This window comes from Variovorax sp. LjRoot130, assembly GCF_964253755.1.
Lineage (GTDB): Bacteria > Pseudomonadota > Gammaproteobacteria > Burkholderiales > Burkholderiaceae_C > Variovorax.
Window position 1 is genome coordinate 2,063,860 of the sequence record NZ_CAXURM020000001.1, and the last position, 14,633, is coordinate 2,078,492.

General features: G+C 66.8%; 18 protein-coding genes. 7 read left to right on the top strand and 11 right to left on the bottom strand.

Translation table 11 applies throughout. The features are described from left to right. Positions 1 to 3: 3 nt before the first annotated feature. From eno to ACSQ86_RS10470, 4 genes are read right to left on the bottom strand one after another with little or no spacing between them, the layout of a single operon-like run. A complete protein-coding gene (gene eno / locus ACSQ86_RS10455; RefSeq protein WP_093102552.1) occupies positions 4 to 1,287 on the bottom strand; it encodes a phosphopyruvate hydratase in 1,284 nt (427 codons plus the stop codon). Between the two features lie 25 nt (positions 1,288 to 1,312). Further along, positions 1,313 to 1,600, bottom strand: coding sequence for a DUF1330 domain-containing protein (locus tag ACSQ86_RS10460; protein WP_093102554.1), 288 nt, complete (start codon positions 1,598 to 1,600; stop codon positions 1,313 to 1,315). Next, a complete protein-coding gene (gene kdsA, locus ACSQ86_RS10465) occupies positions 1,597 to 2,454 on the bottom strand; it encodes a 3-deoxy-8-phosphooctulonate synthase (RefSeq protein ID WP_093102556.1) in 858 nt (285 codons plus the stop codon). Before kdsA ends, ACSQ86_RS10460 begins: the two co-directional genes overlap by 4 nt. Next, entirely contained in the window at positions 2,451 to 4,121 is a 1,671-nt protein-coding gene (locus ACSQ86_RS10470; protein ID WP_093102558.1) for a CTP synthase, read from the bottom strand. Before ACSQ86_RS10470 ends, kdsA begins: the two co-directional genes overlap by 4 nt. 101 nt (positions 4,122 to 4,222) lie before the next feature. Here ACSQ86_RS10470 and coaBC point away from each other — a divergent pair, with 101 nt between their 5' ends. From coaBC to ACSQ86_RS10490, 4 genes are all read left to right on the top strand, one after another. Further along, complete coding sequence (gene coaBC, locus ACSQ86_RS10475) at positions 4,223 to 5,443, top strand: bifunctional phosphopantothenoylcysteine decarboxylase/phosphopantothenate--cysteine ligase CoaBC (protein WP_436303573.1); 1,221 nt, start codon at positions 4,223 to 4,225, stop codon at positions 5,441 to 5,443. Between the two features lie 2 nt (positions 5,444 to 5,445). After that, positions 5,446 to 5,913, top strand: a complete 468-nt coding sequence (locus tag ACSQ86_RS10480) for a hypothetical protein (protein ID WP_093102562.1) — start codon at positions 5,446 to 5,448, stop codon at positions 5,911 to 5,913. Beyond that, positions 5,914 to 6,360, top strand: coding sequence for a dUTP diphosphatase (gene dut / locus ACSQ86_RS10485; protein ID WP_436303574.1), 447 nt, complete (start codon positions 5,914 to 5,916; stop codon positions 6,358 to 6,360). A 167-nt stretch (positions 6,361 to 6,527) separates the two neighbouring features. Beyond that, positions 6,528 to 7,019: a glycine zipper 2TM domain-containing protein gene (locus ACSQ86_RS10490; protein ID WP_093102566.1), complete on the top strand. Its 492-nt coding sequence runs from the start codon at positions 6,528 to 6,530 to the stop codon at positions 7,017 to 7,019. Positions 7,020 to 7,084: 65 nt separating this feature from the next. Here the strand turns inward: ACSQ86_RS10490 and ACSQ86_RS10495 are convergent, their stop codons facing one another. Next, positions 7,085 to 7,609 (bottom strand): FKBP-type peptidyl-prolyl cis-trans isomerase, encoded by a 525-nt coding sequence (locus tag ACSQ86_RS10495; protein ID WP_093102567.1) that lies wholly within the window; start codon positions 7,607 to 7,609, stop codon positions 7,085 to 7,087. 14 nt (positions 7,610 to 7,623) lie between these two features. Between ACSQ86_RS10495 and ACSQ86_RS10500 the strand changes: the two genes are divergently transcribed. The 3 genes from ACSQ86_RS10500 to ACSQ86_RS10510 all read left to right on the top strand — a co-directional run bounded on the left by ACSQ86_RS10500 (position 7,624) and on the right by ACSQ86_RS10510 (position 9,625). Continuing rightward, entirely contained in the window at positions 7,624 to 8,763 is a 1,140-nt protein-coding gene (locus ACSQ86_RS10500) for a JmjC domain-containing protein (protein ID WP_436308839.1), read from the top strand. Then, positions 8,753 to 9,259 carry a hypothetical protein gene (locus ACSQ86_RS10505; RefSeq protein ID WP_436303576.1) on the top strand — a complete coding sequence of 169 codons (507 nt, stop codon included), beginning with the start codon at positions 8,753 to 8,755 and terminating at the stop codon, positions 9,257 to 9,259. Before ACSQ86_RS10500 ends, ACSQ86_RS10505 begins: the two co-directional genes overlap by 11 nt. Positions 9,260 to 9,352: 93 nt before the next feature. Beyond that, the gene (locus ACSQ86_RS10510; RefSeq protein ID WP_436303577.1) at positions 9,353 to 9,625 is read left to right on the top strand and encodes a hypothetical protein; all 273 of its coding nucleotides are present in this window, start codon (positions 9,353 to 9,355) and stop codon (positions 9,623 to 9,625) included. 49 nt (positions 9,626 to 9,674) lie between these two features. Here ACSQ86_RS10510 and ACSQ86_RS10515 read toward each other — a convergent pair whose 3' ends face one another. The 6 genes from ACSQ86_RS10515 to ACSQ86_RS10540 all read right to left on the bottom strand — a co-directional run bounded on the left by ACSQ86_RS10515 (position 9,675) and on the right by ACSQ86_RS10540 (position 14,514). Next, positions 9,675 to 10,451: an MBL fold metallo-hydrolase gene (locus ACSQ86_RS10515; RefSeq protein WP_436303578.1), complete on the bottom strand. Its 777-nt coding sequence runs from the start codon at positions 10,449 to 10,451 to the stop codon at positions 9,675 to 9,677. Positions 10,452 to 10,461: 10 nt separating this feature from the next. Continuing rightward, the gene (bamC, locus tag ACSQ86_RS10520; RefSeq protein ID WP_093102577.1) at positions 10,462 to 11,541 is read right to left on the bottom strand and encodes an outer membrane protein assembly factor BamC; all 1,080 of its coding nucleotides are present in this window, start codon (positions 11,539 to 11,541) and stop codon (positions 10,462 to 10,464) included. A gap of 115 nt (positions 11,542 to 11,656) precedes the next feature. Continuing rightward, positions 11,657 to 12,583, bottom strand: a complete 927-nt coding sequence (gene dapA / locus ACSQ86_RS10525) for a 4-hydroxy-tetrahydrodipicolinate synthase (protein WP_436303579.1) — start codon at positions 12,581 to 12,583, stop codon at positions 11,657 to 11,659. Positions 12,584 to 12,587: 4 nt separating this feature from the next. Further along, positions 12,588 to 13,115: a class I SAM-dependent methyltransferase gene (locus ACSQ86_RS10530; protein WP_436303580.1), complete on the bottom strand. Its 528-nt coding sequence runs from the start codon at positions 13,113 to 13,115 to the stop codon at positions 12,588 to 12,590. Positions 13,116 to 13,144: 29 nt separating this feature from the next. Beyond that, complete coding sequence (locus ACSQ86_RS10535; protein WP_436308840.1) at positions 13,145 to 13,285, bottom strand: hypothetical protein; 141 nt, start codon at positions 13,283 to 13,285, stop codon at positions 13,145 to 13,147. An 11-nt stretch (positions 13,286 to 13,296) separates the two neighbouring features. Next, positions 13,297 to 14,514 (bottom strand): MFS transporter, encoded by a 1,218-nt coding sequence (locus ACSQ86_RS10540; RefSeq protein ID WP_436303582.1) that lies wholly within the window; start codon positions 14,512 to 14,514, stop codon positions 13,297 to 13,299. Between the last annotated feature and the right edge of the window lie 119 nt (positions 14,515 to 14,633).

Here is a 14,633-nt window from a genome sequence, read left to right on the forward strand (position 1 = left end):
GGGCTAGCGCAGGTTGTAGAAGGCGCCGCGGCCGGGGTAGCTGGCGACGTCGCCGAGGTCTTCCTCGATGCGTAGCAGCTGGTTGTACTTGGCGATGCGGTCCGAACGCGACAGCGAGCCGGTCTTGATCTGGCCGGCGTTGGTGCCGACCGCGATGTCTGCGATGGTCGAGTCTTCGGTTTCGCCCGAGCGGTGACTGATCACGGCGGTGTAGCCGGCGCGCTTGGCCATCTCGATCGCGGCGAAGGTCTCGGTCAGGGTGCCGATCTGGTTGATCTTGATCAGGATCGAGTTGGCGATGCCCTTGTCGATGCCTTCCTGCAGGATCTTGGTGTTGGTCACGAACAGGTCGTCACCCACCAGCTGCACGCGCTTGCCGAGGCGTTCGGTCAGCATCTTCCAGCCGTCCCAGTCGCCTTCGTGCATGCCGTCTTCGATGCTGATGATCGGGTACTTGTCGACCCAGGTCGCGAGCATGTCGATCCAGTTGCCGGCCGACAGCGTGAGGTTCTCGCCGGAGAGAACGTAGTGGCCGTCCTTGTAGAACTCGCTGGCCGCGCAGTCCAGGCCCAGTGCGATCTGCGTCCCTGCCGTGTAGCCGGCCTTGTCTATCGCTTCCAGGATCAGCTGGATCGCGGCTTCATGGTTTTCGACGCTCGGCGCGAAACCGCCTTCGTCGCCCACGGCGGTGCTGATACCGCGGTCGCCCAGGATCTTCTTGAGCGCATGGAACACCTCGGCGCCGTAGCGCACCGCTTCGCGGAAGCTGGTCGCGCCCACGGGGATGATCATGAACTCCTGCAGGTCCAGGCTGTTGTTGGCGTGCGCGCCGCCGTTGATGACGTTCATCATCGGCACCGGCAGCTGCATGCCGCCCATGCCGCCGAAGTAGCGGTACAGCGGCAGGCCCGATTCTTCGGCCGCGGCGCGGGCCACGGCCATCGACACGGCCAGGGTCGCGTTGGCGCCCAGGCGGGCCTTGTTGTCGGTGCCGTCGAGGTCGTTCAGCGTGCGGTCCAGGAAGGCCTGTTCGCTCGCGTCCAGGCCCAGCACGGCCTCGGAGATCTCGGTGTTGATGTTCTCCACCGCCTTGAGCACGCCCTTGCCCAGGTAGCGGCTCTTGTCGCCGTCGCGCAGCTCGATCGCCTCGCGCGAGCCGGTCGAAGCACCGGAGGGAACCGCTGCGCGGCCCATGGTGCCCGATTCGAGCAGCACGTCGCATTCGACGGTGGGGTTGCCGCGGCTGTCGAGAATTTCGCGCCCGACGATGTCAACGATTGCACTCATCTTTTCTCTTTCTCAAAAATTCGAATCACAGACCTTCGACAACGATCATTCGCATGACCGCCGCACCTTGGCGAGACGCGCGAGCTTCTCCGTATTCAGGCGACTCGCTGAACTTCTTCGCGGCCTCGACGCTCGGGAACTTGAGCACGACGAGGCGTTGCGGATTCCAATCGCCCTCGAGCACTTCGACCTTGCCGCCGCGCACGCAGACTTCTGCGCCGTAGACCTGCATGGCTTTGGAGGACAGCTTCTTGTACTCCTCATATTGCGTCGGATTCGTGACCTCGACATTCGCAATGATGTATGCGCTCATGACTGAAATGTGTTCTCCAGGAATGCGTTTTTCTTGGTAACGCCGTCGAGCGCCAGCAGCGTCTCGAGCAGCGCCTTCATGTGCTTGAGCGGCACGGCATTCGGCCCGTCGCTCAGTGCCTTGGCAGGATCGGGGTGCGTCTCCATGAAGAGGCCGGCCACGCCCACGGCGACCGCGGCGCGCGACAGCACCGGCACCATCTCGCGCTGGCCGCCCGAGCTCGTGCCCTGGCCGCCGGGCAGCTGCACCGAGTGCGTGGCATCGAACACCACCGGCGCGCCGGTCTCGCGCATGATCGCGAGCGAGCGCATGTCCGACACCAGGTTGTTGTAGCCGAAGCTGGCGCCGCGCTCGCAGGCCATGAAGCTGTCTTCGGGCAGCCCCTTTTCCTTGGCCGCCGCGCGCGCCTTGTCGATCACGTTCTTCATGTCGTGCGGCGCGAGGAACTGGCCCTTCTTGATGTTGACCGGCTTGCCCGACTGCGCCGCGGCGCGGATGAAGTCGGTCTGGCGGCACAGGAAGGCGGGCGTCTGCAGCACGTCGACCACCTGTGCAGCGGCCGCGATGTCTTCTTCGGTGTGCACGTCGGTCAAGACCGGCAGGCCCAGCTCGCGCTTGACCTTGGCCAGGATCTCCAGGCCCTTGTCGCGGCCCGGGCCGCGGAAGCTGGTGCCCGAGGAGCGGTTGGCCTTGTCGAAGCTGCTCTTGAAGATGAAGGGGATGCCGAGCGCGGAGGTGATTTCCTTCAGCGTGCCGGCAGTGTCCATCTGCAATTGCTCGGACTCGACGACACAGGGGCCGGCGATCAGGAAGAAGGGCTTGTCGAGCCCGATGTCGAATCCGCAGAGTTTCATGCCACGACCTTCAGTGCTTTCTTGTCCGCGCCCTGGTGTTCCAGCGCCGCCTTGATGAAGGCGTTGAACAAGGGATGGCCGCTCCACGGCGTGGACTTGAATTCGGGGTGGAACTGCACGCCCATGAACCAGGGGTGCACGTCCTGCGGCAGCTCGACGATCTCGGTCAGATGCTCGCGCTGGGTGAGCGCCGAGATCACCAGGCCGGCGCGGCGCAGCTCGTCGAGGTAGTTGACGTTGGCCTCGTAGCGGTGGCGGTGGCGCTCGGTCACCACGTCGCCGTAGATGCTGTGGGCCAGCGTGCCCGCGGCCACGTCGGAGCTTTGGGCGCCCAGGCGCATGGTGCCGCCAAGGTCGGACTTCTCGTCGCGCAGCTTGATAGTGCCGTCGTTGTCCTTCCACTCGGTGATCAGCGCGATCACGGGGCAAGAGGTTTCGGGATCGAACTCGGTGCTGTTGGCGTTCTTGAGCCCGGCGACGTTGCGGGCGTACTCGATGGTCGCGACCTGCATGCCCAGGCAGATGCCAAGGTACGGCACCTTCGTTTCGCGGGCAAAACGCGCCGCCGAGATTTTGCCCTCGACGCCGCGCTGGCCGAAGCCGCCCGGCACCAGGATCGCGTCGTACTTGGCGAGCCGGGCCACGTCCTGCGGGGAGATGGTTTCCGAGTCGACGTAGTCGATCTTCACGCGCGCATGGTTCTTCATGCCGGCATGGCGCAGCGCTTCGTTGAGCGACTTGTAGCTGTCGGAGAGGTCGACGTACTTGCCGACCATCGCGATCGTCACTTCCTTCTGCGGATGCTCGACCTCGTAGACCAGGTCGTCCCAGCGCTTGAGCTTGGCCGGCGGCGTGTTGATGCGCAGCTTGTCGCAGATCAGCCCGTCCAGGCCTTGTTCGTGCAGCATGCGCGGCACCTTGTAGATGGTGTCCACGTCCCACATCGAGATCACGCCCCATTCGGGCACGTTGGAGAACAGCGAGATCTTGGCGCGTTCGTCGTCCGGAATGGGGCGGTCGGCGCGGCACAGCAGGGCATCGGCCTGGATGCCGATGGCGCGCAATTCCTTGGCGGTGTGCTGGGTGGGCTTGGTCTTGAGTTCGCCGGCGGCGGCGATCCAGGGCACGTAGCTCAGGTGCACGAAGGCCGAGTTGTTGGGGCCCATGCGCAGGCTCATCTGGCGCACCGCTTCGAGGAAGGGCAGCGATTCGATGTCGCCGACGGTGCCGCCGATCTCGACGATCGCCACGTCCACCTCGTGCGGCGTGCCGAGGCCGGCGCCGCGCTTGATGTATTCCTGGATCTCGTTGGTGATGTGCGGAATCACCTGCACCGTCTTGCCGAGATAGTCGCCGCGGCGCTCCTTCTCGAGCACCGACTTGTAGATCTGGCCGGTGGTGAAGTTGTTGGCCTTGCGCATGCGCGTGGTGACGAAGCGCTCGTAGTGGCCGAGATCGAGGTCGGTTTCGGCGCCGTCGTCGGTGACGAAGACCTCGCCGTGCTGGAAGGGCGACATCGTGCCGGGGTCGACGTTGATGTAGGGGTCCAGCTTGATGAGGGTGACTTTGAGGCCGCGCGATTCGAGGATCGCGGCGAGCGAGGCGGAGGCGATTCCCTTGCCCAGGGAAGACACCACACCACCGGTGACGAAGACGAATTTGGTCATGCCAGTTCCGAACTTGCAGGTCCGGGCAGTGGGAAATGGGGATTATAGGTGGGGCCTCTTGCCCTGGCCGCCGTAGGGCCGCCACAGATACACTGCCGGCCATGCAAGACCTCGCAGGAAAACACATCGTTCTGGGCCTGACCGGTGGCATCGCCTGCTACAAGTCGGCCGAACTTTGCAGGCTGCTCGTCAAGGCCGGCGCCACCGTGCAGGTGGTGATGACCGAGGCTGCCACGCAGTTCATCACCCCGGTGACCATGCAGGCGCTGTCCGGCCGGCCGGTCTACACCTCGCAGTGGGACGGGCGCGAGGCCAACAACATGCCGCACATCAACCTGAGCCGCGAGGCCGATGCGATCGTGCTGGCGCCTGCGAGTGCCGATTTCATTGCCCGCCTGGTGCAGGGCCGTTCCGACGAACTGCTGAGCCTGCTCTGCCTCGCGCGTCCGGCCGAGCGCGTGCCGCTCCTGATCGCGCCGGCCATGAATCGCGAGATGTGGGTTCATCCGGCCACGCAGCGCAACTTGCGCCAGGTCGACGCCGACGGCGCTCGGGTGCTGGGTGTCGGCAACGGCTGGCAGGCCTGCGGCGAGACCGGCGACGGCCGCATGCTCGAGGCCGAGCAACTCCTCGAGGAGATCGTGGCGCAGTTCCAGCCCAAGGTGCTGGCCGGCCGGCGCGTGGTCGTCACGGCCGGCCCGACCTTCGAGGCGCTCGATCCGATCCGCGGCATCACCAACCACTCGTCGGGCAAGATGGGCTTTGCCATCGCGCGCGCGGCGCGCGAGGCGGGCGCCGAAGTCACCCTGGTGGCCGGCCCGGTGCACCTGCCCACGCCGCGCGGCGTCGGCCGCGTCGACGTGATCTCGGCCAAGGAGATGCTCGACGCGACCCTGCGTGCCACGCAGGATGCGGCGGTCTTCGTCGCAACGGCCGCGGTGGCCGATTGGCGGCCGGCATCCCACAGCAAGCACAAGATCAAGAAAGACGGCAGCGGCCAGCCGCCGGCGCTCCATTTCGTCGAGAACGACGACATCCTGCTCACCGTCGCGCAAGGCGAGCGCGCCAAGGCCGGCCGGCTGTTCTGCGTGGGTTTCGCGGCCGAAAGCGAAAACCTGGCCGAGCACGCGAAGGCCAAGCGCGAACGCAAGGGTATTCCGCTCCTGGTCGGCAATATCGGCCCGCTGACCTTCGGGCAGGACCACAACAGCCTGCTGCTGGTCGACGCCAAGGGCGTGCGCGAGTTGCCGCGTGCGCCCAAGCTCGCGCTGGCGCGCGAACTGGTGGCCGAAATCGCGGCACGCCTGCCGGCAAGGAGCTAGCGATGAATCCCCAATGGAACACGCCGCCTGATGGCGACTTCGCGAGCTACGTGGAGCGGCTGACCGCGCAGGCGGCATTGCCCAGAAGCGAGAACCAGAACGGCGAGCACGGTCTGGACGTCGGCATGACGCCGTCCTCCGAGCCGCACAACGCGATCGCGGATGCAGCCTCTGCCGCGCGGCGCAGCGCCCAGTCGAATGGCGAGGTGCGCCCGGCGGCGGGCAGCGGCGACGTGGTGCGCAAGATGATCAAGGTGCTGGGCATCGTCTGGGTCCTGATCCTGCTCGTGCTGTTGTCGCTCGACGTGCCCTTGGGCGTGGTCGCGGTGGTGTTTGCGATTGGCCTCTGGCTGGCGCACAAGCTGCGGCGCTTGGCGCTCCCTCCCGGCATGGAGAACTGGAAGCAATGGGTCGAGGCAGCGGCCAGGAAACAGCAAGAACATCAGCAGCAAAAAAGGCGTGGCAAGTAAGTGAAAGTCGACCTTCGAATCCTCGATCCCCGCATGCAGGACCAGTTGCCTGCCTATGCAACCTCCGGCAGCGCCGGGCTGGACCTGCGCGCCTGCCTCGACGCGCCCATCACGCTGGAACCGAACGCCTGGCAACTGGTGGGCACCGGCATTGCGGTCCACCTGGCCGATCCCGGCTACGCCGCGCTGATCCTGCCGCGCTCGGGCCTGGGCCACAAGCATGGCATCGTGCTCGGCAATCTCGTCGGGCTGATCGACAGCGACTACCAAGGCGAGCTGAAGGTCAGCGCCTGGAACCGCAGCGACACCGCCTTCGTGCTGCAGCCGATGGAACGGCTGGCCCAACTGGTGATCGTGCCGGTGGTGCAGGCGCGGTTCCGGGTGGTGTCGGAATTCCCGCCCAGCGAGCGCGGCGAAGGCGGCTACGGCTCGACCGGCAAGCATTGAGGCGAGGGGCTGTAGGCTCGCTCCCACAGGTAAAGAATGGAACCGGCGATGCGGTTTTGGCATCGAAGGTTTCAACATGTGTGCACGGTCATCGCGCAAGAGCGCGATGCGTTAGGACACATGCGGAGCGCGCATCGCGCCAGACCTGTTTCGAGGAGCACTACACCATGAAGATTTCAATCCGCCTTGTTTCCGTCACTGCATCCGTTCTTGCGCTCGCAACCCTGACCGCCTGCGTGGCGCCGGCGCCGGTCTATCAGACCTCGCGCTATCCGTACCAGCCGGTTCAGCCGGTGGCCCAGTCGCCCTATGTGGAATATGGCCATGTGGCCAATATCGAGGTGCTGCGCAGCCAGACCGCAGGCACCGGCACCACCGGCGGCGGTGCGGTGGCCGGCGGCGTCCTCGGCGGCGTGGTCGGCAATCAGTTCGGTCATGGCAGCGGCCGCGCGGCGGCGACTGCGCTGGGCGTGGTCGGCGGTGCGCTGCTGGGCAACAGCATCGAAGCCAACCGCAACGCGCCGCGCGTCTACGAAAGCTACCGCGTCTCGATCCAGACCGACAACGGTGCCTACCGTTCCTTCGATGTGCCGAGCCCGGGCGACCTGCGCGTCGGCGACCGCGTGCGCATCGACGGCGGCCAGATCTCGCGCTTCTGAGCGCGCAGTGCACAAAAGAAAAAGCCGGGCATGCCCGGCTTTTTTTGTCCTTGTGTCCCTTGTTGTTAGTGCAGCAGGTCGTTGCCCGGCGCCATCGGCGGCACCTTGAAGAAACCTGTGCCCGCCGTGCCCCGGCCGATTTCTTCTTCGGTGGCTTCGCGCACCGACTTCACCGTGATGTCGAGCCGGATCGCGATGCCTGCGAGCGGATGGTTGCCGTCGAGCACCAGGTGCTCGGGGTAGATCTCGCTCACGGTGTAGATTGCGTTCTTGGGCATGTCGTGATTCACGCCCGCGGGCAAGGCGGCGCCGTCGAAGGTCATGCCTTCTTCCGTGCCTTCAGGAAAGAGGGCGCGCGGCTCGAGGAAGAGCAGCTGGTCGTTGAAGTCGCCGAAGGCCTGTTCAGGTTCGAGCTGGAGCAGCACCCGAGCGCCGGGCCCGTGGCCGAGCAGGGCGGCCTCGATCGCATCGAAAAGATCGTCGCCACCGACCAGGAATTCGACCGGATCGTCGAGCACGTCGAGCACCTCGCCCAGGGTGTCTTTCAGCGTCCAGGTCAGGCCGACCACGCATTGTTCAGAGATTTCCATTGCAGAATTCTCCCATGGAGATTCATCGATCCTTGCCTTTGCTCGGCGGCCTCAGCGCTTCGCAATTCATGCGCCGTCACTGGCAGAAGAAACCGCTGCTCGTGCGCCAGGCCGTGCCCGCCATGGTGCCACCGATCGAGCGCCAGGCGCTGTTCGCGCTGGCCGAACGCGAGGAGGTCGAGACGCGGCTCATTCGCCACGGCAAGGCCGGCTGGACCCTGCGGCATGGCCCCTTGCCGCGCAGGGCGCTGCCATCGCTGAAGCAGCCTGACTGGACCCTGCTGGTGCAGGGCGTCGATCTGCATCACCAGGGCGTTCATGCATTGTTGCAGCAGTTCCGTTTCGTTCCCGACGCGCGGCTCGACGACCTGATGATCAGCTATGCGAGCGACGGTGGCGGCGTCGGCGCGCATTTCGACAGCTACGACGTGTTCTTGCTGCAGGCCCAGGGACAGCGCCGCTGGTCCATCGGCAAGCAGCGCGATCTGCGCCTGCAGCCCGAGGTGCCGCTCAAGATCCTGGCGCAGTTCGAGCCCGAGCAGAGCTTCGTGCTCGAAGCCGGCGACATGCTCTATCTGCCGCCGCGCTACGCGCACGAGGGTGTCGCGGTCGGCGGCGACTGCATGACCTATTCGATCGGACTGCGCGCGCCGGCCGCCGCCCCGCTCGGCGTCGACCTGCTCGCGCGCATCGCGGAGGCGCAGGCCGAGGCGCTGGAGGATGCGCCGACGAAGACGGCGCTTCATTACCGCGATCCCGCGCAGCCTGCGGTGGAGGCGCCGGCGGCGATACCGCCCGCCCTGCAAGCCTTTGCGCGCGATGCGGTGTTAGCCGCCTTGCGCAACCCCGACGCGATCGATCGTGCGCTGGGCGAATCGATGACCGAGCCCAAGCCCACAGTCTGGTTCGACCAGGGCGAGTTGCCGTCGGCGCTCGCCGGCGTTGCGCTCGACCGCCGCACGCGTATGCTCTACGACGCGCGGCATCTCTACATCAACGGCGAAAGCTTTCGCGCCTCGGGCCGCGATGCGAAGTTGATGCGCCTTTTGGCCGATCAGCGCGCGCTCGGTCCGCGCGATCTCCGAGGCGCGAGCGAAGGTGCGCTGGCGCTCCTGGGCGACTGGTGCGAAGCGGGGTGGCTGCATGCCGAATGAAGAAGTCGACACCACGTCCTTGCCCGAGGGGCCCTTCGATGGCCGTCATGCCTTTCAGGCCTATCTGCATGCGGCGCTCGCTGCTGCCGTGCAACAGAACTGGCGCGAGATCATTCTCTCCGACCCCGGCTTCGGCGATTGGCCGCTGGGCGAGCGCGCCATCGCCGATGCGCTGCAGGCCTGGTCGGCCAACGGGCGCAGCTTCGTGCTGCTGGCGCAGCGCTTCGACGTGTTCGAGCGCGAGCATGCACGCTTCGTGCACTGGCGCCGCATGTGGAGCCACATTGTCGACTGCCGGGCCTGCGAGGGGCCGGGCCTGCCGCAGGTGCCGAGCGGCATCTGGACGCCGTCCTGGTTTCTGAACCGCATCGATGTCGAGCGCAGCCGCGGTGTCTGCGGCCGCGAGCCCGCGGGCCGGCGCGCCTTGCGCGAAAGAATCGACGAGTGCCTGCGGCATGCGCGACCGGCCTTTCCGGCTTCCACGCTGGGCTTGTAAGCCAATGCCGCGAATCGCGGCGCCAGACATCTTCCTGCGAAGGTGCAGGTCTAGAATTTTTCTTTCGAGACCTTCATCCAAAGGAGTCATGTAATGAGAAAGTCCGTCCTGCTCGCCTCGCTGATCGCCGCTGCTGCATTGACTGCTTGCGGCAAGAAGGAGGAATCCGCGCCGGCCGTCGTCACCCCGCCGCCTGCCTCCGTCACGCCGGCACCCGCACCTCCGCCTCCACCGGCAGCAGCACCTGCTGCGCCCGATACGTCGGCCACGACGCCTGCACCGTCGCCCGGCTCGCAGTCGGCACTCGATGCGGCCAATGCCGCCACCGAAGCGGCCAAGAAGAAAGAGGAAGCACCCAAGCAGTAAGGCTGCAGCACATGCTCAAAGGCCGCCTTCGGGCGGCCTTTTTCATTGCCTAGAGATCGAGCCAGGGCGAGCCCTCTACGGCGTTCGCCGTCAGCATCTCGTCCTCGCCGGCGCCGAGTGCCTCGGCCATCGCGCGCCGCACGATCTCGGGCCGGTTGTTCTGTTCGCTGAGGTGGGCTGCCAGCACGTGGCGCAGTCCGCCGTGATGCACGGCACGCGCAATGGCTGCCGCGGCGGCGTTGGACAAGTGGCCGTAGTTGCCGCCGACGCGCAGCTTCAGGAAGGGCGGATAGGCCGAGCCGGCCAGCATGTCGCTGTCGTGATTGAACTCGATCAGCAGCGCGTCGAGCCCCATCAAGCGGGCCAGCACGTGCGGTGTCGCGTGCCCGAGGTCGGTCAGCACGCCGAGGCTGCGTGCGCCATCGGTGCAGCGCAGCTGCAGCGGCTCACGGGCATCGTGCGGAACGGTGAAGGGCTGGACCACGATGTCGCCGACTTCGATGTCAGCGCCGTCGCGCGCCAGACCCAGGCGGCCTTCGAAATCGCGCCCGCCGGTGGCGAGCCAGGTGCCCTCGCTCATCCAGACCTGCAGCCGCTCGCGGCGCGACAGCGCGTGTGCGCAGCCGATGTGGTCGCCATGCTCGTGCGTGACGAAGACCGCGTCGATGTCGCAGGCCGCGAGGCCTGCGCGTGCCAGCCGCGCGTCGAGCTGCCGCAGCCCGAAGCCGCAGTCGATCAGGAGCCTCGATGTGCGGCCGCCGCTCGTCGCCTCGACCAGCGTGGCATTGCCCGTGCTGCCGCTGCCCAGACTGCGGAAGCGCAGCATTCGAGAAGACCTACTTCAGGTCGTCCGCGATGACCTGCACGATGCGTTGTGCATTCGCCGAGGTTTCGGGCGCGCCGCTTTCGTTGAGTACCGCCACCGTGCTGGCATCGCCCTGGCCCTTGACCATGATGCGGTACTTGAGCGGCGCCTCGGCCTTGCCCGAGCTGCTGAACAGCTTGCCGAAGAAGCCGGGTTCCTTCTTGTCCGGGTTGGGCGCCACGTAGCGCACGAAGTAGGTGCCGGCGCTGCGGTCGCGGTCTTCGACCGTGAAGCCGGTGCGGTCCAGCGCGAGGCCGACGCGGCGCCATGCCCGCTCGAAGTTCTCGTTGATCTGCACCACCGGCTGGCCACCGACGTTGGCGACGCTGGCGGTGCGCGCGGGTGCGCTGGTCGCGGCGAGCAGCTTCGACTGCTCCTGCGAAACGCCCAGCTTCACCATCAGGCGGCGCAGGAATTCGGTTTCGAGCTCGGGGTCGGTGGCGCGCGGCTGCCAGACCGTCTGGTCCTTGCGCGCGGTGTTGTAGACCTCTTCCATGCCGCGGTGGCTCACGAAGATCTCGGTGCCGTTGGGCGTGCGCTCGAGGCGGGTGCGGAAGCGATCGAGTTCGCCGGTGGAATAGACCGAATCGACCAGCTTGCCGAGCGTGCCGCGGATGACGTCCTGCGGCAGCTTGGCACGGTTCTCGGCCCAGTCGGTCTCCATGATGCCGAGGTTGCGCTGATCAGTGGTGAGCAGGAAGCCGTTCTCCTGCCAGAAGTCGCGCACCGGCTCCCAGAGCTGGTCGGGCGAGCGGTTGACGACGATCCAGCGCTGCGAACCCGAGCGCTCCATGCGAACGTCGCCGATGTTGCCGACGGCCGTCGGGATGCTGGGCGCGTTGGCAATGCCGGCCTGGTAGCCGCTGGCCGTCACCGCGCCGCCGGGCACCGCGTAGCGGTTTTCGCGCGAGAGCTGCGTGAGATCGGGCGGCACTTCGAGCGTGGGTGCCTTGCCGGCGCTCTTGTAATCGATCTTGTCGCTCTCGAGGACCGAGCAGGCGGCGAGGCTGGCGATCAGGGCCAGCAGTGCGAATCGCGAAATGGTTTTCAACGTCGTCTTCCTTGTGGAATGTTTAGCTCAATCGATGGGCAGCAGCGTCCCGCTGTGTCAGAGCGCCGGCTGCGCAAAAGGTTGCCGGCGTTCGCGAAGGGCGGTGCGGATGGAATCAGTCCTTGAGCAAGCCGCTGGCGCGCAGCGCGGACTCGACCACCGGACGGCTCGCTTCGGCGAGCTCGGTGAGCGGCAGGCGCAGTGCACCGCCGCACAGGCCGAGCCGGGCCATGGCCCACTTGACCGGGATCGGATTCGGTTCGACGAACAGATGGCGATGCAGCGGCATCAGCTCGAACTGGATCTGCATCGCGCGCCGGGTGTCGCCGGCGATCGCGGCCATGCAAAGCTCATGCATCTTGCGCGGCGCCACGTTGGCCGTGACGCTGATGTTGCCCTGGCCGCCGCACAGCATCAGCGCGACGGCGGTCGGATCGTCGCCCGAATAGACCGCGAAATTCTTCGGCAGATCGCGGATCAGCCACTGCGCGCGTTCGATGTTGCCGGTGGCTTCCTTGATGCCGACGATGCCGGGCACCTGCGCCAGGCGCAGCACGGTGTCGTGCGCCATATCGGCCACCGTGCGGCCGGGCACGTTGTAGAGCACGATGGGCAGATCGCCCACGGCCTCGGCGATCGCCTTGAAGTGCAGGTACTGGCCTTCCTGCGTCGGCTTGTTGTAGTAGGGCACCACCTGCAATTGCGAGTCGGCGCCCACGCCCTTGGCGAACCTGGCGAGTTCGATCGCTTCCTTGGTGGAATTGGCGCCGCAGCCGGCCATCACGGGAACGCGGCCCTTGGCCTGTTCGACCGCGATGCGGATGATCTCGCAATGCTCCTCGACGTCGACCGTCGGCGACTCGCCGGTGGTGCCGACCACGCCGAGGCAATCGGTGCCTTCGTCGATGTGCCAGTCGATCAGCCGGCGCAGGGCGGGATAGTCGACACTGCCGTCGTCATGCATCGGCGTGACGAGCGCGACGATGCTGCCTGTCAGTTGCTCCAAGGGGGTCTCTTTTGTCGGTGGACGAAAAGCAGACATTCTACTAACTGGCGGCGGGCCCTCGGAGCGGGTAGCGCGGCGGCGTTCCGGGCGAGTGGATGGCGGGCCGGACGGCCGCGATCCGCTGCATGAAGCGCTCCGGCTGTGCCAGGAAGCCATCCTCGTAAGCCACGACCCGCAGGCCCGCGCAGGCGCCGAGCAGTTCGCCCGGCTGCAGCAGGAAATCGGGCCGCGAGGGCTTGCCCACGGTCTCGTTGCTCGCGGCGAAGGTTTCGTAGAGCAGCACGCCGCCGGGCGCGACCGCGGCGACGATGTCGGGCAGGCGCGGCCGCCAGAGGTAGTTGGTGACGATCACCGCCCCGAATACCCGGCCGCCAAGGGGCCAGGGCCCGGACTCGATGTCGGCCAGCACAGCCTGCCCGAACTCGGCCGCCGAAGCGATGGCTTCCGGCGACCGGTCCACGCCCGTCACCGGATGCCCGCGCTCGGCGAACCAGCGCATGTGCCGCCCCGCACCGCAGGCCACGTCGAGCACGGCGGCGCCGGGCGCCAGCAGGTGCGACCAGCGCACGATCCAGGGGGAGGGCGGGAGGTCGTGGCTCAGAAGCAGGCCCAGATCTGGTCTACCAGCGTCACGAGGAAGCCGGGGCGCGTGTAAAGCGCGAACACGCCCAGCAGCGCCAGCACCGCCGCGCCCAGCCAGCCGGCTTGCACGAGGTGATGGAGTGTGTTGGGGCGCATGGCGAAGGATCTCAGGCCGGCTGAGGAACCGGGCGCGCGATCGCGCCTTCCTTGACCGGCAGGTTGACCAGCGCTGCGAACACGCCGAGCGCGATTGCGAGGTACCAGACGATGTCGTAGCTGCCGGTGCTGTCGTAGAGATAGCCGCCGAGCCAGACGCCGAGGAAGGAGCCGACCTGGTGGCTCAGGAACACGAAGCCGCCCAGCATCGACAGGTGCGCCACGCCGAAGATCTGGGCCACGATGCCGCTGGTCAGCGGCACGGTCGACAACCACAGGAAGCCCATCGCGCTCGCGAACACGTACACCGTGAGCGGCGTGATCGGCGTCAGCAGGAAGATCGCGATCGCCGCCGCACGGCTGAAGTAGATGGCGGCCAGCAGCTTGCGCTTGGCCAGCCGGGCCCCGAGCGAGCCTGCGACGTAGGTGCCGAAGACATTGAACAGCCCGACCAGCGCCAGCGCATAGCTCGCCACCTCGGGCGACAGCCCCTTGTCGCGCAGGTAGCTCGGCATGTGCACGCCGACGAACGCCAACTGGAAGCCGCAGACGAAATAGCCCGCCATCAGCAGCACGAAGCTCGGGTACTTGAACGCCTCGTGCACCGCCTGCAGGATGGTCTGGTCGCGGTGCGCGACGGCTGCGTGGCCGACACGCGGCTCGCGCAGGCCGAAAGCGAGCGGCACGATCAGGAGCACCATGAGCGCCAGCACCAGCAGGGCCGTGTGCCAGCCGAAGCCCGCGATCAGGTGGCCCTCGACCGGCACCATGAGGAACTGCCCGAAGGAGCCGGCCGCGGCGGCCACCCCCATGGCCCAGGAGCGCCGCTCCACCGGAATCTGGCGGCCGATCACGCCGTAGATCACGGCGTAGGTGGTGCCGGCCTGCGCGGCGCCGATCAGCACGCCGGCCGTCAGCGCGAAGAGCAGCGGCGTGGGCGAGAGCGCCATGCCCGCGAGGCCCAGGGCGTAGAACACCGCGCCCATCACCAGCACGCGAAAGGCGCCCAGCTTGTCGGCCAGCATGCCGGCGAAGACGCCGATGACGCCCCAGGACAGGTTCTGGATCGCGATCGCGAGCGAGAAGCCTTGGCGCGACCAGCCCTGTTCCTGCGTGATCGGCTGCAGCCAGAGGCCGAAGCCGTGGCGGATGCCCATGGAGAGGGTGACGATCATGGCGCCGCAAAACAGGACTTGCTTGAGCGACAGCGGCTTGAGGGTGGAATTCATTCCAGGCAATGTATCCAAAGCCGGAGCAGCCGCATGGCACGGCGGCGACGGGGATTGTTGATATTTTCGGGCCGCGCTGATGCGGCGGCGGCATCAGAGGGCTTCTGTATGTCCATACA